General features: G+C 65.1%; 13 protein-coding genes. 5 read left to right on the plus strand and 8 right to left on the minus strand.

All coding sequences use genetic code 11. The annotated features are described in order from the left end of the window. Nucleotides 1-283: 283 nt before the first annotated feature. A complete protein-coding gene (locus C4K40_RS24535) occupies nucleotides 284-1,225 on the plus strand; it encodes an AraC family transcriptional regulator (protein WP_022640560.1) in 942 nt (313 codons plus the stop codon). Here C4K40_RS24535 and C4K40_RS24540 read toward each other — a convergent pair. After that, the gene (locus C4K40_RS24540; protein WP_053131623.1) at nucleotides 1,222-2,670 is read right to left on the minus strand and encodes an aldehyde dehydrogenase family protein; all 1,449 of its coding nucleotides are present in this window, start codon (nucleotides 2,668-2,670) and stop codon (nucleotides 1,222-1,224) included. The genes C4K40_RS24535 and C4K40_RS24540 overlap by 4 nt on opposite strands. Next, entirely contained in the window at nucleotides 2,667-4,304 is a 1,638-nt protein-coding gene (locus C4K40_RS24545; protein WP_022640562.1) for a 5-guanidino-2-oxopentanoate decarboxylase, read from the minus strand. Before C4K40_RS24545 ends, C4K40_RS24540 begins: the two co-directional genes overlap by 4 nt. 147 nt (nucleotides 4,305-4,451) lie before the next feature. Between C4K40_RS24545 and C4K40_RS24550 the strand changes: the two genes are divergently transcribed. Continuing rightward, entirely contained in the window at nucleotides 4,452-5,333 is an 882-nt protein-coding gene (locus C4K40_RS24550) for a LysR substrate-binding domain-containing protein (RefSeq protein WP_022640563.1), read from the plus strand. Between the two features lie 203 nt (nucleotides 5,334-5,536). Here C4K40_RS24550 and C4K40_RS24555 read toward each other — a convergent pair whose 3' ends face one another. Both C4K40_RS24555 and C4K40_RS24560 read right to left on the minus strand, forming a co-directional pair. Continuing rightward, nucleotides 5,537-6,151 (minus strand): NAD(P)-dependent oxidoreductase, encoded by a 615-nt coding sequence (locus tag C4K40_RS24555; RefSeq protein WP_022640564.1) that lies wholly within the window; start codon nucleotides 6,149-6,151, stop codon nucleotides 5,537-5,539. A gap of 72 nt (nucleotides 6,152-6,223) precedes the next feature. After that, the gene (locus C4K40_RS24560; protein WP_022640565.1) at nucleotides 6,224-7,108 is read right to left on the minus strand and encodes an MBL fold metallo-hydrolase; all 885 of its coding nucleotides are present in this window, start codon (nucleotides 7,106-7,108) and stop codon (nucleotides 6,224-6,226) included. A 113-nt stretch (nucleotides 7,109-7,221) separates the two neighbouring features. Between C4K40_RS24560 and C4K40_RS24565 the strand changes: the two genes are divergently transcribed. Both C4K40_RS24565 and C4K40_RS31670 read left to right on the plus strand, forming a co-directional pair. Next, nucleotides 7,222-8,127: a LysR family transcriptional regulator gene (locus C4K40_RS24565; protein WP_053131626.1), complete on the plus strand. Its 906-nt coding sequence runs from the start codon at nucleotides 7,222-7,224 to the stop codon at nucleotides 8,125-8,127. Nucleotides 8,128-8,273: 146 nt separating this feature from the next. Further along, nucleotides 8,274-8,450, plus strand: a complete 177-nt coding sequence (locus C4K40_RS31670) for a hypothetical protein (RefSeq protein ID WP_164485040.1) — start codon at nucleotides 8,274-8,276, stop codon at nucleotides 8,448-8,450. Here C4K40_RS31670 and C4K40_RS24570 read toward each other — a convergent pair. Next, entirely contained in the window at nucleotides 8,443-9,357 is a 915-nt protein-coding gene (locus tag C4K40_RS24570) for a helix-turn-helix domain-containing protein (RefSeq protein WP_053131629.1), read from the minus strand. The genes C4K40_RS31670 and C4K40_RS24570 overlap by 8 nt on opposite strands. 355 nt (nucleotides 9,358-9,712) lie before the next feature. Between C4K40_RS24570 and C4K40_RS24575 the strand changes: the two genes are divergently transcribed. Further along, nucleotides 9,713-11,227: an MDR family MFS transporter gene (locus tag C4K40_RS24575; RefSeq protein WP_053131632.1), complete on the plus strand. Its 1,515-nt coding sequence runs from the start codon at nucleotides 9,713-9,715 to the stop codon at nucleotides 11,225-11,227. A 21-nt stretch (nucleotides 11,228-11,248) separates the two neighbouring features. On the opposite strand, the gene C4K40_RS24580 is transcribed toward C4K40_RS24575, so the two are convergent. The 3 genes from C4K40_RS24580 to C4K40_RS24590 all read right to left on the minus strand — a co-directional run bounded on the left by C4K40_RS24580 (nucleotide 11,249) and on the right by C4K40_RS24590 (nucleotide 14,146). Next, entirely contained in the window at nucleotides 11,249-12,091 is an 843-nt protein-coding gene (locus C4K40_RS24580; RefSeq protein WP_022640571.1) for a cache domain-containing protein, read from the minus strand. 116 nt (nucleotides 12,092-12,207) lie between these two features. Then, complete coding sequence (locus tag C4K40_RS24585; RefSeq protein ID WP_053131635.1) at nucleotides 12,208-13,047, minus strand: hypothetical protein; 840 nt, start codon at nucleotides 13,045-13,047, stop codon at nucleotides 12,208-12,210. A 106-nt stretch (nucleotides 13,048-13,153) separates the two neighbouring features. Continuing rightward, nucleotides 13,154-14,146, minus strand: a complete 993-nt coding sequence (locus tag C4K40_RS24590) for an NAD(P)-dependent oxidoreductase (RefSeq protein ID WP_022640573.1) — start codon at nucleotides 14,144-14,146, stop codon at nucleotides 13,154-13,156. Nucleotides 14,147-14,239: the final 93 nt, after the last annotated feature.

Consider the following 14,239-nt stretch of genomic DNA (forward strand, 5'->3'; position numbering starts at 1 on the left):
CAGGATCCAACGATACGGGCCGCGGGTGAACCCGGGTTAGTCGATTCCTGCCGCTAATTTGCCCAATCCTGCGATATCGCCCACCACCAGCTTGCTCGTCCCGCGCCATGGGACAAAATGACTACAGCGGTGTTTCAAGCAAGTGAAACTCCAGTCGATGGGACAACCTCGTACATCGCGCGCGCAAGTAGCAGGATCAGGCAAGTTTTACGCAGGATCGGCCTAGCCTCCCCGCTTGCACAAACTTAAGCTGTGCCGATCGCAAAACCCCGGAGGCTGCCCCATGTCATCCCAGGAAAACCTGCCGGCTCCCCTCGCCCCGGAAATGGAACGCCAGCGTGCGGAACTGGCGGCGATCATCGATCGCCATACCGTCGTCGACGGCAGCCATGCCACGGCCATCGATTCGCTGTTCGTCTCGCGCCACAGCCATACCCACCAGTTCGCCCCGGTGCTGGCGCAGCCGGCGCTGTGCATCATGGCCCAGGGCCGCAAGGAGGTGCAGCTGGCCGACGAGACCTACAACTACGACCCGTTGAACTACCTGGTGGTCTCGGTTGCCGTGCCCCTGAGCGGCAAGGTGGCGATGGTTTCCCCCGAGCAGCCGATCCTGGCCCTGCGCCTGGACATCGACCCCGGCGAGATCAACGCCCTGATCGCCGACGCCGGTCCCCTGGGCGTGCCCGCCCGGCCCACCGGACGCGGCCTGTACGTGGAACGCCTGGATTCGCCGATGCTCGATGCGGTGTTGCGCCTGACCCGCCTGCTGGACACACCCAAGGACATCGCCATGCTGGCGCCCCTGGTCCGCCGGGAAATCCTCTACCGCCTGCTGCGCAGCCCCCAGGGCCATCGCCTGTACGAGATCGCCACTACCAATAGCCAGAGCCACCGGGTCAACCAGGCGATCGAATGGCTCAACGGTAATTTCGAACAGTCGCTGCGCATCGACGACCTGGCGCGCGAGGTCAACCTGAGCGTGTCGACCCTGCACCATCGCTTCAAGGCGATGACCGCCATGAGCCCGCTGCAATACCAGAAGCAATTGCGCCTGCAGGAAGCCCGCCGGCTGATGCTGGCCGAAGGCCTGGAAGCCTCGGTGGCGGGCTATCGGGTGGGGTATGAAAGCCCTTCGCAGTTCAGCCGCGAGTACAGTCGCCTGTTCGGCGCGCCACCCTTGCGGGACATGGCGCGCCTGCGGGCAGGCAGCTTGGGACCGGGTTAGTTGGCCCGTACCACGTGCTTGATCTCCTGGAACGCCTGTAGCCCCCAGGGCCCCAGCTCACGACCGATGCTGCTCTGCTTGTAGCCGCCCCAGGCCGTCTGGGGAAAGATCACCTGCGGTGCGTTGATCCACACCAGTCCGGCCTGCAGGGCATTGGCCACCGCCTCGGCATTGGCGGTATCGCCACCCACTACACTGGCGACCAGGCCGAACTCGCTGTCGTTGGCCAGTTCGATAGCCTCTTGCTGGCTGTCGAAGCTGCGCACGCACAGCACCGGACCGAAGATCTCCTCCCGCCACAACGCGCTGTCAAGCGGCACCTCGGTGAATACCGTGGGCTGGATGAAGTAGCCCTGTGCCAGGTGCGCCGGGCGACTACCGCCACATACCAGCCGGGCCCCAGACTGCAAGCCACGGTCGATATGCCCCAGCACCCGCTGGTATTGCGCCTGGTTGACCAGCGCGCCCATCTGCGCCCCGGCCTCGAACGGCTCGGCCACCCGGATGCCTTCGGCCCGGGCCTTGAGCCGGTAGAGGAATTCATCGGCCAGTTCAGCCGCCACCAGCACCCGGCTGGTGGCCGAGCACATCTGCCCGGCGTTGAAGAATCCACCGCCGCAGGCCAGCTCCACCGCCAGGTCCAGGTCTGCATCCGCCAGGACCAGCAACGATGATTTGCCGCCCAGCTCCAGGCTCACGCCCTTGACGGTTTCCGCCGCCCGCTGCATGACCTGGACACCCACCGCATTGCTGCCGGTGAAGGAGATCTTCGCCACTCGCGGGTCCGCCGCCAAAGGCGCCCCCACTGCCAGGCCGGTGCCGCAGACCAGGTTGAACACCCCCTGGGGCAAGCCGCTCTGGGCAATGATCGCCGCCAGCTCCAGCTCCGGCAACGGTGTGACTTCCGATGGCTTGAGCACTACGCTGCAACCTGCCGCCAGGGCCGGTGCAAGCTTCCAGGCGGTGGTGACCATGGGGAAGTTCCACGGCACGATGAGCCCGACGATGCCACATGGCTCGCGGCGCAGGCGGGCGCTGAAGTCCGCGCTGGGCAGCGCCACCTCGGCATCCTGGCGAGCGTCCAGGCCCTCGGCCAGTTCGGCGTAGTAGTCGAACGTGGCGATCACGTCGTCGACGTCCATGCCCGCCTCGGTCTGGGGCTTGCCGTTGTTGCTTGATTGCAGTTGCACCAGGCGCTCGCGACGCGCAGCCACGCCAGTGGCGATCCTGCGCAGCACCACCGCCCGCTCGGCACCAGTGCTTCTGGCCCAGCGAGCCAGCCCGCCAGTGGCAGCACGCAACGCGCGGTCCACGGCCTCTGGCCCACCGCCGGCCACCCGGGCCAGGGGAGCCTCGGTGGCCGGGTTGATCACTTGCAGCGGCTCATTGCCGGCCGACCATTGGCCGTCGATATACAGGCCGTCCAGCATCGGTTGCGCAGTCATGCCTGTACTCCCTGGGTCCAGCGATTCTGGTCGATTTCAATCAGGCTCGGGCCCTGGCGATCGACCGCCAGGCGCAAGGCCGCGCGCAACTGCGCGATGTTGTCGACGCGCTCGGCAGCGCAGCCCAGGCCCTTGGCCACGGTGATGAAGTCCGGGGTGTAGATGTCGACGCCCACTGGTTCGATGGCGCGATTGACCATGTACTTCTTGATCTCTTCGTACCCCTGGTTATTCCACAACACGACGATGACCGGAGTTTGCGCCTCCACGGCGCAAGCCAGTTCAGCCAGGGTGAACTGCAAGCCGCCGTCACCGATCAGGCAGGCCACCGGCCGCCGCTGGGCCGGGCTCGAGCCACCGCCGAGCCAGGCGCCGATGGCCGCCGGCAAGGCATAACCCAGGGTGCCGTAGCCGGTGGAAGCATTGAACCAGCGTCGTGGCTGGTCAGGATTGAAGGTCAGGTTGCCGCTGTATACCGGCTGGGTGGAGTCGCCCACCAGGACGATCTCCGGCAACTCCTCGACCAGGGTTTGCAAAAGCCGGGTCTGGGCCCGGGTCGGGGCATCCCAGATGAGCTCCAGCTCCTGGCGCAAGGCATCGACACGCACAGCCCCCCAGTCACTGCTGCGCTCGGCCAGGGTTTGCCGCGACAGCTCCGCCAGCAAGGCCTGGGCGGCGATATCGGCATCGGCTACCAGCGCCACTTTCGGCGGGTAGTTGCGCACGGTCTGGTCGGCATCGATATCGACCCGCAACAGCGTGCCGGGAATCTGGAAACCACCGGCGAAGGTCACGTCGTAGTCGGTTTCCGCCAGTTCGGTGCCGATGGCCAGCACCACATCGGCCTGGGCCACCAGGGCCCGGGTAGCCACCAGCGACTGGGTCGAACCGATCAGCAGCGGGTGCGCCGAAGGCAGCATGCCCTTGGCGTTGATGGTCAAGGCCACCGGGGCCTGCAGCAGCTGCGCGAGCTGGGTCAGGGACGCGGCGGCATCGATAGCGCCACCGCCAGCCAGGATCAGCGGACGCTTGGCCGTCGCCAGCAACTGGCCCATCTGCGCCACGGCCGCCGGGGCGGCGCCGGCCCGGGCGATCTGTACCGGCTCGCTGGCCAGCAGGTGGTCGGCGTCCTGGACCAATACGTCAAGCGGGATCTCGATATGCACCGGACGCGGACGGCCAGCCTGGAACAGGGCGAAGGCCCGGGCCAGCACCACCGGCAACTCATCAGCACACATCAGCGTATGGGAGAACGCTGCCACGCCACCGACCAGGGCACTCTGGTTCGGCAACTCATGGAGCTTGCCGCGCCCGCCGCCCAGTTGGCTGCGGGTCTGCACGCTGGAGATCACCAGCATCGGGATCGAATCGGCGTAGGCCTGGCCCATGGCGGTGGTGATGTTGGTCATGCCAGGGCCGGTGATGATGAAGCACACCCCGGGCTTGCCGCTGGTGCGGGCGTAGCCGTCGGCCATGAAGCCGGCGCCTTGCTCATGGCGCGGGGTGACGTGGCGGATGGAGGAACGGGCCAGGCCCCGATACAACTCGACGGTATGCACTCCAGGGATACCGAACACCTGCTCGACCCCATACCCCTCGAGTAACTTGACCAGTACTTCGCCACATGTCGCCATCTCATCGCCCTTTCTTGTTGGTTGATACCGTGCGACCGGGAAACACCCGTGGACGCCGGAAGGGGGCTATTGGAACGGCGCGCCGGTAGCCGGAACAATGGATAAAAAGTCATACTAGCCATGTCCTCACGTCATGCCTGGCCCTCCATGAAACGCCTGCCTCCCCTGCCCGCGCTGCACACCTTCCTGGTCACCGCCCAGTGCTGCAACTTCACCCGCGCCGCCGAGCAACTGCATATCACCCAGGGCGCGGTGAGCCGACAGATCGCCGGACTGGAAAGCCACCTGGGCTATCCATTGTTCCAGCGCCAGGCTCGTGGCTTGAGCCTGACCACCGAAGGCCTGGAGTGGCTGCCACGGGTGCAGCAGGTATTCGAGTTGATCAATGGCGCGGTGGACGAGATCGGCAGCCGCAGCCGCAACCTGCGCCTCAAGGCCCCGACCTGCGCCATGCGCTGGCTGCTGCCACGGCTGTTGCAATGGCAGAAGGAACGACCGGAAGTGCCGGTGCAACTGACCACCACCATCCAGCACGGCGTGGACTTCACCCGCGAGCCGTTCGATGCCGCAGTGATGTATGGCGCCCCGCCCTCCCCGAACCTCGGTTCCCGGCACTTGTTCAATGAACAGCTGACCCCGGTGTGCTCGCGACCGCTGATGGAGGGCCCTACGCCCCTCAGGAGCCCGGCGGACCTGCAGCACCACCTGTTGCTGCATCCGTCCCATGACCAACGGGATTGGCAACGCTGGCTGAAGGCTGCGGGCACGCCGTTCAACACCCTGGGCAAGGGCCAGCATTTCGAGACCCTGGATCTGGCGATGTCGGTGGCGTCCCAGGGGACCGGGGTGGCGATGGGCGACTGGGCCCTGATCGGCGATGACCTGAGTGCCGGGCGGCTGGTCATGCCGTTCGAATTGAAGATACCGACGGGCCAGGCCTATTACCTGGTCTATCCGGAGCGTCCGGGGCCTTCGGCGCAATTGCTGGAGTTGCTGGACTGGCTGGTGGAACAGGCGCACCAGCGCTAGTACGCTGCTTTCGGACTGGAACCCTGCGGGCCCCTCGCAGGCTCGACAGCGGCTACAGCCACGGTGCGAGCCGCTTCATGTAGTCGCTGCCGCAGGCTGCATAAGGGGGCGCAGCAGCCGCAAGTTGCTGATTCAACCCTAGCTGCCTCGCAAGCTGTGGCGGCTACACCGGGGAGTGCAGCCGCCAGAGCCCGATAGTCGGATCAGTAACCGACGGTGAAGCGCTGGCGCACGTGAGCGGGTTTTTCCACTTCGTCGAGCATGGCGATGGCGTAGTCGGCGAAGCTGATCCAGCTACGACCTTCGGCGCTGACCAGCAGGTCGTCCTGGCCCAGGCGGAACTTCCCGGTGCGTTCGCCTTCGACGAACTCCGCCGACGGCGAGAGGAAGGTCCAGTCCAGGTCCTGCTCCTTGCGCAGGGTCTCCAGGTACACTCCGCCGGCACTGGCTTCGGCCTTGTACTCCTCGGGAAAGCCGGGGCTGTCGATGACCTTGCCGCCACCGGGCAACAACAGCGAACCGGCACCGCCCACCACCAGCAGGCGCTTGACCCCGGCCTTCTTCACCGGATCGATGATGGCGCTGGCGGCGATGGGGGCGAAATGCGCGGCGCTGAGCACCACGTCATGGCCCGCCACGGCCGCTTGCAGCGCGGCGCTGTCGGCCACGTCCACGGCCCGGCTGACGATCCCGGCCCGCTGGCCGATCTTCGTGGTGTCGCGGGCGATGGCGGTGACGCTGTGACCACGACGCAGGGCTTCTTCCAGGAGTTGGCTGCCGGCCCGGCCGGTGGCACCGATGATTGCGATCTTGCTCATGACGATTCTCCAGTTGGCAAAGAGAGTACAGCGCCCCCCGCTCCCGGTCCGGGAGCGGGGGTCAGGAAGGTTTCACCACTTCATTTCGCCCTTGGCGACCTTGGCGCTCAGTTCCAGCGAGCTGTCCTCGCCCAGGTCCGGGTAGCGCTTCTTCATGGCGGCGATCAGCGCCGCGGAGTCCTTGGCCTTGGCAGTTTCCTCATCGAAGGCCTTGATGTAGTCCGCCGTGAAATGCACCGGCTTCAGGGACCGCGCGCTGTCGCCCAGGTAGTGACCGGGAATCACGGTCTTGGGCTTGAGGCCATCGATGGTCTTGAGGGTCTTCAGCCATTGCTGGTGGGACTGGGCAGTCTGGGTATCGGCCATCCACACATGGATGTTCTCCGAGACCACCACGCCGCCGACCACTGCCTTGATCGAAGGGATCCAGACGAAGCTGCGGTCCGGTTGCTTGCCATCCAGGCCGATGACGTCGAGCTTCTGCCCTTCCAGGGTCAGGCTGTGGCCCTCGAGCACGCTTGGCACGATGGTCTTGGCCGGAACGTCAGCGCCCATTTGCGGCCCCCAGAAAGCCAGCTTGCCTTCGACGGTGGCCTTGATGTGTTCGACCGTCGGCTGCGAGGCCACGACCTTGGCGTCCGGGAAGGCGCTGGTCAGGGTGTCGAGACCGAAGTAGTAATCCGGATCGCCATGGCTGATGTAGATGGTGGTCAGGTGCTTGCCGCTGGCGCGGATCTTGTCCACCAGCTGCTGGGCCTGGGACTTGCCGAACTGGGCGTCCACCAGGATCGCGTCCTTCTTGCCGCTGACCAGCACCGAGCTGACCGGGAAGATGGCGTTGCTGCCAGGGTTGTAGACATCCAGTTGCAGGGCGGGCTCGGCAGCTGCGGCATGGGCGGCGAAACCGAGGACGGCGGTGGCCAGCAGCAGGCGTTTGAATGAAGTGAATCCGATCATGGGGGCAGCTCCAGCAGCGGTTGGCGTATTGGGAATGGAGCAAGCTTAGTTGCCAGACTCGTCACAAAAAATGCGATGCTTGGACATAGTTTGTTTCTGAAAGCGGGCAAATCATGGATCGTCTCCAAGCAATGCGAGTCTTCGTCACCGTGGTCGACCTGGGCAGCCAGTCGGCGGCGGCCGATCACCTGGACCTGTCGCGACCGGTGGTCTCGCGTTACCTGGCGGAGCTGGAAGACTGGGTCGGCGCGCGGCTGATGCACCGCACCACGCGCAAGCTCAGCCTGACCGCTGCCGGTAGCGAGATCCTGCCCCGTTGCCGGCAGATGCTGGAGCTGTCCAGCGACATGCAGGCGGCGGTGAGCGAGCCCGACGATGTCCCGCGTGGGCTGCTGCGCATCAGCGTCAGCACCTCGTTCGGCCAGTCGCAACTGGCCGCGGCCATGGCCGACTACGTCAAGGACCACCCCGGGGTGAGCATCGACCTGCAGATGCTCGATCGCACGGTGAACCTGGTGGACGAACGCATCGACCTGGCGATCCGCACCAGCAACGACCTGGACCCGAACCTGATCGCCCGGCGCCTGACGGTCTGCCGCTCGGTGATCTGCGCGGCCCCGGCCTACCTGCGCGAACACCCGGCGCCCCAGCGGGTGGAAGAACTGAGCCAGCACAACTGCCTGACCCACTCTTACTTCGGCAAGAGCCTGTGGCACTTCGAACAAGATGGCGAGCCGGTGTCGGTGCCGGTCCAGGGCAACATCAGCGCCAACGAGGCCAGTACCCTGCTGCGTACCACAATGGCTGGTGCCGGCATCGCCATGTTGCCCAGCTACCAGGCCGGGGAATACATCAAGCGCGGGGAACTGGTGCGCCTGCTGGCCCATGCCGAGCCTCGCCGGATGAACATGTACGCGGTCTACGCATCGCGCAAGCACATGCCGGCCACCTTGCGCAGCATGCTGGATTTCCTGGTACTCAGGTTTCCCCAGGAGCCCACCTGGGACCAGGGGCTCTAGCGGAAGGGGCGAGGCAGCGGGACGATCCATTTGCTGAATACCCCGCCAAACAGCCGAGGTGGGGTTCCTGGCAAGTCCGGACAGCTGGCCTATTCTGATAACAGTGCTTTGGAAAATACCGAGGCACCGGTTCAGAGGTCATCGCCATGAACGTCAAGACAAGAAGATACCTGGCCATTTTCATGACCTGCACCGTGACCCTGGCGCTGTACGGCACCGCTGCCTACCGCGTCGAACAGGCCCGCATGCAGACTCGCGCCTATGCCAGTTGCAACCTGGAACGCTGCATCCCCCACAACGCCACCCTGAACGCCCTCAGGTAAGCGACAGGGAGCCCGGATCGCCAGCCTGCTCGGCCTTCAGGCGGTCACGGAAGACCTTGGGCGAAATGCCTACCCGGCGCCGGAACAGCCGGGTGAAGTTGGTCGGGTCGGAAAACCCCAGCTCGGCGGAAATCTCGTAGATGGTCATCCCGGTGTAGGTCAAGAGGCGCTTGGCCTCCAGCAACTGGCGCTCGTGCATGATCTGCAGCGCGGGTTGTCCCGCCAGTTCCCGGCAAGTGCCATTGAGGTGCGATACCGAAATCCCCAGCTTGTGGGCCAGCTCCTCGACCTTCACATGCTCGCGATAGTGCGCCTCCACCAACTGCATGAAACCGTTGAAATAGTCCCGGGCTCGCTGTGGCCGCTGGCTGGCCTTGCTGCGCTGCAACGCCTGACGCCCGACCCAGACCACGATCATGCCCACCAGGGAATGCATGAGCATCTCCCGTGCTGGCTGCTGGCCCTGGTACTCGTCCTGCAGCGCCCTGAACAAACCGTCCAGGTACTGCGCATCGTCGCCCGCAGGATAGCTGGCGCAAGTGCCGAGGATGTCCCGTGCCTGCCCCAACTGGGCTTGCAGGTGCCCCACCAGCGGCGCCGCCAGGGTCACCACATGGCCTTCGACATCCTCGGAGAAACGAAAACCGTGGACCGACAGCGGCGGCACGACCTGGATCGCCACCTCATCCAGCGAAGTCCGCTGGTCCTCGACCTGCATCTGCACCTGGCCACGCCGCACGAACAGCAGCTGGCACAGATCGGCATGCCGGTGGGGTTTTATTTCCCAATGCAATTCGCGACCGCGCTGGCTGAAGGGCTCGCAGTGCAATAGATCGGGAGTGGGCCACTCCAGGCTCTCGCCATAGAGTTTGAAAACGGGAATGGATGCAAGGGCTGGCTTGTTCATCGCTGCAATCCGGGCCTCGGAGGAACGGGCAGGCATGGTGCCCAGGGAATGGGTACATGCAGATTCCGTTGGGTTGTCTTGCTCAATTGACGGATTCGCCCAGTCAAAATGCAAGCATAGGCAACATTCATAAACACTCATTCTGTGGCCTGCCAGGCAGGGCGTGCAGAAGTGCCACTATACAGAATGCTTCCCATTTCGCTGCAAGCAACTGTAAATCCCCCCACCCCAAACGTTTGATGAAATAACTGTCAGGAACATGCTTGCAGAGCTATCCGGTAGGTAGCTATCAAGTACACTGGCCCACATCTTCGCCGGCATCCCGTCCGGCCCATCAATGCCCGCAGGTTCCTTCGTGTCCCACCTCCACCAACCTGGCCCCCCACCGGTGGCCATCCGCAACGTGCTGGTCGCCCTGATGCTGGCGATCTTCCTCGGTGCGCTGGACCAGACCATCGTCGCCGTCTCGATGCCGGCCATCTCCGCCCAGTTCAAGGATGTCGGCCTCCTGGCCTGGGTGATTTCCGGCTACATGGTGGCCATGACCGTGGCCGTGCCGATCTATGGCAAGCTCGGCGACCTCTATGGTCGGCGCCGCCTGATGCTGTTCGGCATGGGCTTGTTCACCCTGGCCTCGCTGTTCTGCGGCCTGGCCCAGAACATGGAACAGCTGGTGCTGGCGCGGATCTTCCAGGGCATTGGCGCCGGCGGCATGATCTCGGTGAGCCAGGCCATCATCGGCGACATAGTCCCGCCCCGGGAACGCGGACGCTACCAGGGTTACTTCAGCAGCATGTACGCGGTGGCCAGCGTCGCCGGCCCCGTGCTGGGCGGCTACATGACCGAGTTCTTGTCCTGGCGCTGGGTGTTCCTGATCAACCTGCCCCTGGGCCTGGGCGCCTGGTGGGTGGCCTATCGCACCCTGGTGGGACTACCAGTTCCCCAGCGCAAGCCGATCATCGACTACCTCGGCACCCTGCTCTTGATCATCGGCCTCAGCGCCCTGCTGCTGGGCATCACCCAGATCGGCCAGGGGCACTCCTGGCGCAGCGCCGAAGTGCTCGACCTGCTGGCCATCGCCATCATCGTCCTGGCGCTGTTCACCTGGCATGAACGGCGGGCCCGCGAGCCACTGTTGCCCATGCACTTGTTCGCCAACCGCAGCGCCCTGTTGTGCTGGTGCACGATCTTCTTCACCAGCTTCCAGGCCATTTCGCTGATCGTGTTGATGCCCCTGCGTTTCCAGAGCATCACCGGAGCCGGGGCCGATAGCGCCGCGCTGCACCTGCTGCCCCTGGCCATGGGCCTGCCCATGGGCGCCTACTGTGCCGGACGGCTGACCTCGGTGACCGGACGCTACAAGCCGATGATCCTCACCGGGGCCTTGTTGATGCCGGTCGCGATCCTCGGCATGGCCCTGGTTCCGCCCCAGGCGGAACTGGGCAGCGGCTTGTTCATGTTGCTGTGCGGGATAGCCAGCGGCATGCAGTTCCCCACTTCGCTGGTGGGCACCCAGAACGCGGTGGAACAGCGTGATATCGGGGTCGCCACCAGTACCACCAACCTGTGCCGTTCCTTGGGCGGCGCGGTCGGGGTGGCGTTGATGTCGGCACTGCTGCTAGCCTTGTTGCAAGACTCTGGCCTGGCGCACCTGGGCGGCGGACTACTGAGCGAAGGCCACACCGGCAATGCCCTGCTCGAAGGCCTGAATGCCGCGCCCGGTCCGGATCGGGATGCCCTGCGCAGCGAGTTGCTGCTGACCTTCCGCCACCTGCTGCTGGTCAGCGCCGGAGTCTCGCTGCTGGGCCTGGCGGCGGCGATCGCCATGCCCAACCGCCTGTTGCGCGGACGCGAGGACAAGGCCCGCTAAGCGGGCCGGGGTGCACCGGCCTCACGGACTGTAATAGCCCACCGCGACCAGCAGCCGGCCCACCTTGCGCAGGTAGGCGTGCTTGTCTTCGACCTTGCCGGTCACCGGGTTCTTCCAGCGGTACTGGTACTCGCCCTGTTCCTGGCGGGCCATGAGCGCCAGCATCGGCTCGCCCACCGGCTTGCCCTCGGGGTCCCTGACCTTGGCGAAGTCCGTGTCGAGCAACCGCAGGTTGGTGCCATGGGCCAGGTAGCGCCGGGAGTCCAGATCGACCACGAACACGTACAGGTCATCCTCGATGAACCCGCCCTGCAGGTCGTTGATGGCCGCGAGCGTCGCCGCCCGATCGCTGGCCAGGGCCTCGGCGCTGCGCTCCAGCAACGCCCGGGCCTGGTCGGCCGATGCCCTGGGCAGGTAGTAGCCCACCGCCAGGATCCGCTCGCCGACGCGCTGGAAGTACACATGCTTGCGTTCGATCTTGCCATCGGCCCAGTTCTGCCAGCGGTACTCGGCCTGCTGGATACCGCTGCCCTGGGGAGTATGCAAGGCGTCCTGGAACGCCTTGCGCAAATCCGCCCCCAGCACCGCTGAGACATCGCGGCCGATCAGCGCCGACGACGGACCACCGCTGGCCAGCATCACACCCTGGGTATCCACCACGAACACATAGCGATCCTGGTCGACGAATTCGCCCTGGCGGCTGAAGGCGGCGAACGCCTTGTCACCCTGCTCCTGGTAATAGGCCAGGGCCTTTTCCAGCAGCGCCCGCGCGGGGGCGCCATCATCGGCGGGAGCCGCATGCAGCGCAGCGACACATAGCAACCACCACCAGCCCAGCCAGGCATGCTTGCGCAACAGCTTCATCGCCCACTCCTCGTTCACATTGACGTTCGAAGAGCGTAGCCGGCTGCGACAGATGGGTAGACATTCAGCTAACGAGGGTCGGGCCCGGTCGCGGGAGGCGCGTCGGGCCGGATCGTTCAGGGGCGGGTGTTGAGCTGTTGCTGCAGGTTCTGGATCTGGCTTTGCAGGGTGTTGATGTTGCGAGTGACCTGGCCCCGGAAAGCGTCGAACTCAGCGGTGCTGGCACCGTTTTGCGCAGTAGCGGGACGGTTGTCCTGCTGGCTCTTGAGCACGATCAGGTCCTGCTCCAGGCGCTCGATGGCGGCGCCCGGGTTGCCCTGTTTCTTCAACGCAGCCAACTCGGCGGCCAGGCTCTTGAGCTGGGCATCGACCTTGCCGCCATCGGCCTGGGCTCCCTTGAGGCTCGCCAGCTCGCCGCCCAGGGCCTTGAGCTGGGCCTGCAACTGGGTATTGGCCGCCTGCAACTCGGCGCTCTGGGCGCCCATCTGCTCCAGGCGCTTGTCCAGGTCGGTAGCCTGGCCGACCACGCCCTGTTGCTGCCGGCCTTGATCCTGCAAGCGGCTTTCCAGCTGCTTGATCTGCAGCTTCAGGGCTTCGCTGTCGCTGGTGACGCTGGTCTGGCTGGCCACCACCTTGCCGGAGATGTCCTGCAGCCGGCCAGCGGCCTCCTCGCTGATCCTGGCAAAGCTTTCCTGGGTCGCCACCAGTTGCTGCTCCATCAGCGAGATCTGCTGGAAGCTCCACCAGGCAAGGCCGGCGAAGGCAAAGAACAACGCCCCCACCAGCGCCCACAGCGGGCCGGTGCCGGCACCCTTGGCCTTGACCGCCGGCGCGCTACGCGAGTGGATCGCAGTGCGCTCGCGGGCACCGCTGGTGGTCGGGAAGACATCGTCGTCGAGAGGATCGGCGCGCAGGCTTGGAACGTCGTCGAAGTCATCGTGTGCATCGTTACGCATTGGGCAACCTTTCTGAACCGCGGAGGGGGCTGGATGCGGCGAGTATAAACCGCCGATGGGCCAGGCCAATGGACAGGAGCGGACGCAGCCGGTTCAGTCGCCGGTTTCAGCCCATGTCCTGGGCCTGCCACCAAGTGCAGAACTCGTCCAGGGCGGCCCACAGGCTGACCTTGGGCTCATAGCCCAGATAATGCCGGGCGCGGCTGATATCCAGGGTGAAATCCTTGTTCATGACTTGCATGCCCAGGCGCGACAGGGTCGGTTCCGGACGCCCGGGCCAGATCCGGCAGAAGCCCTCATTGAGCGCCGCCACGCTGTAGGCCAGGCCATAGGAACGGTAGCGGGTCACCTGCGGCACCTGCATCTGGCGCATCACGTAGTTGACCACGTCCCATAGCGGTACCGGGGCACCGTTGCTGATGTTGTAGGCCTTGCCCAGGGCCGAACCACTGGCGTGCAAGCAACTGAACAGGGCTTCGTTGAGGTTGTGCACGCTGGTGAAGTCGACCTTGTTCAGGCCATTGCCGACGATGGCCAGGCGTCCCTTGCGCTGCATCCTCAGCAGCCGCGGGAAGATGCTCATGTCGCCGGCACCGGTAACGAAACGCGGACGCAGGGCCAAGACTTCAAGGCCGAACTCCTGGGCACCGAAGACCTTCTGCTCGGCCAGGTACTTGGTGGCGGCATAAGGGTGCTTGAAGCGCTTGGGCACCTGTTCTTCGGTCAAGCCCAGGTGATCGCGGCCATCGAAGTAGATCGACGGCGAGGACAGGTGCACCAGGCGCCGGACCCGCTGCTTGAGGCAGGCTTCCACCACGTTCTCGGTCACCTGCACGTTGCCCTGGTGGAAATCCTGGTAGCGCCCCCACAGGCCCACGGCGCCAGCGCAATGCACCACGGTATCGACGTCGCGGCACAGCTCGCGCACCAGGTCGGCGTCCCCCAGGTCGCCCTGGATGAATTCGGCGCCACGACGCACCAGATGCTCCGCGGCTTCGGCACGGCGCCCGTTGACCCGCACCTCCAGGCCCTGCTCAAGGGCGAAACGGGCGAAACGCCCGCCGATGAAGCCGCTTGCGCCGGTGACCAGAATCTTCATGAAATATTCCTAAGAAAGCAGTGACGAGCTACGAGCTGCAATCTGCAAGTTGAAAATCAGTGCGCAAGCTGTCTGCTTGCAGCTTGTCGCTTG

It is taken from the genome of Pseudomonas sp. CMR5c (genome assembly GCF_003850545.1).
Classification (GTDB): Bacteria; Pseudomonadota; Gammaproteobacteria; order Pseudomonadales; family Pseudomonadaceae; genus Aquipseudomonas; species Aquipseudomonas piscis.

Bases quoted from the DNA above. Each gene is read 5' to 3' on its own strand.
- C4K40_RS24535 (WP_022640560.1), top strand. From the start codon at position 284: ATGTCATCCCAGGAAAACCTGCCGGCTCCCCTCGCCCCGGAAATGGAA.
- C4K40_RS24540 (WP_053131623.1), bottom strand. From the start codon at position 2,670: ATGACTGCGCAACCGATGCTGGACGGCCTGTATATCGACGGCCAATGG.
- C4K40_RS24545 (WP_022640562.1), bottom strand. From the start codon at position 4,304: ATGGCGACATGTGGCGAAGTACTGGTCAAGTTACTCGAGGGGTATGGG.
- C4K40_RS24550 (WP_022640563.1), top strand. From the start codon at position 4,452: ATGAAACGCCTGCCTCCCCTGCCCGCGCTGCACACCTTCCTGGTCACC.
- C4K40_RS24555 (WP_022640564.1), bottom strand. From the start codon at position 6,151: ATGAGCAAGATCGCAATCATCGGTGCCACCGGCCGGGCCGGCAGCCAA.
- C4K40_RS24560 (WP_022640565.1), bottom strand. From the start codon at position 7,108: ATGATCGGATTCACTTCATTCAAACGCCTGCTGCTGGCCACCGCCGTC.
- C4K40_RS24565 (WP_053131626.1), top strand. From the start codon at position 7,222: ATGGATCGTCTCCAAGCAATGCGAGTCTTCGTCACCGTGGTCGACCTG.
- C4K40_RS31670 (WP_164485040.1), top strand. From the start codon at position 8,274: ATGAACGTCAAGACAAGAAGATACCTGGCCATTTTCATGACCTGCACC.
- C4K40_RS24570 (WP_053131629.1), bottom strand. From the start codon at position 9,357: ATGAACAAGCCAGCCCTTGCATCCATTCCCGTTTTCAAACTCTATGGC.
- C4K40_RS24580 (WP_022640571.1), bottom strand. From the start codon at position 12,091: ATGAAGCTGTTGCGCAAGCATGCCTGGCTGGGCTGGTGGTGGTTGCTA.
- C4K40_RS24585 (WP_053131635.1), bottom strand. From the start codon at position 13,047: ATGCGTAACGATGCACACGATGACTTCGACGACGTTCCAAGCCTGCGC.
- C4K40_RS24590 (WP_022640573.1), bottom strand. From the start codon at position 14,146: ATGAAGATTCTGGTCACCGGCGCAAGCGGCTTCATCGGCGGGCGTTTC.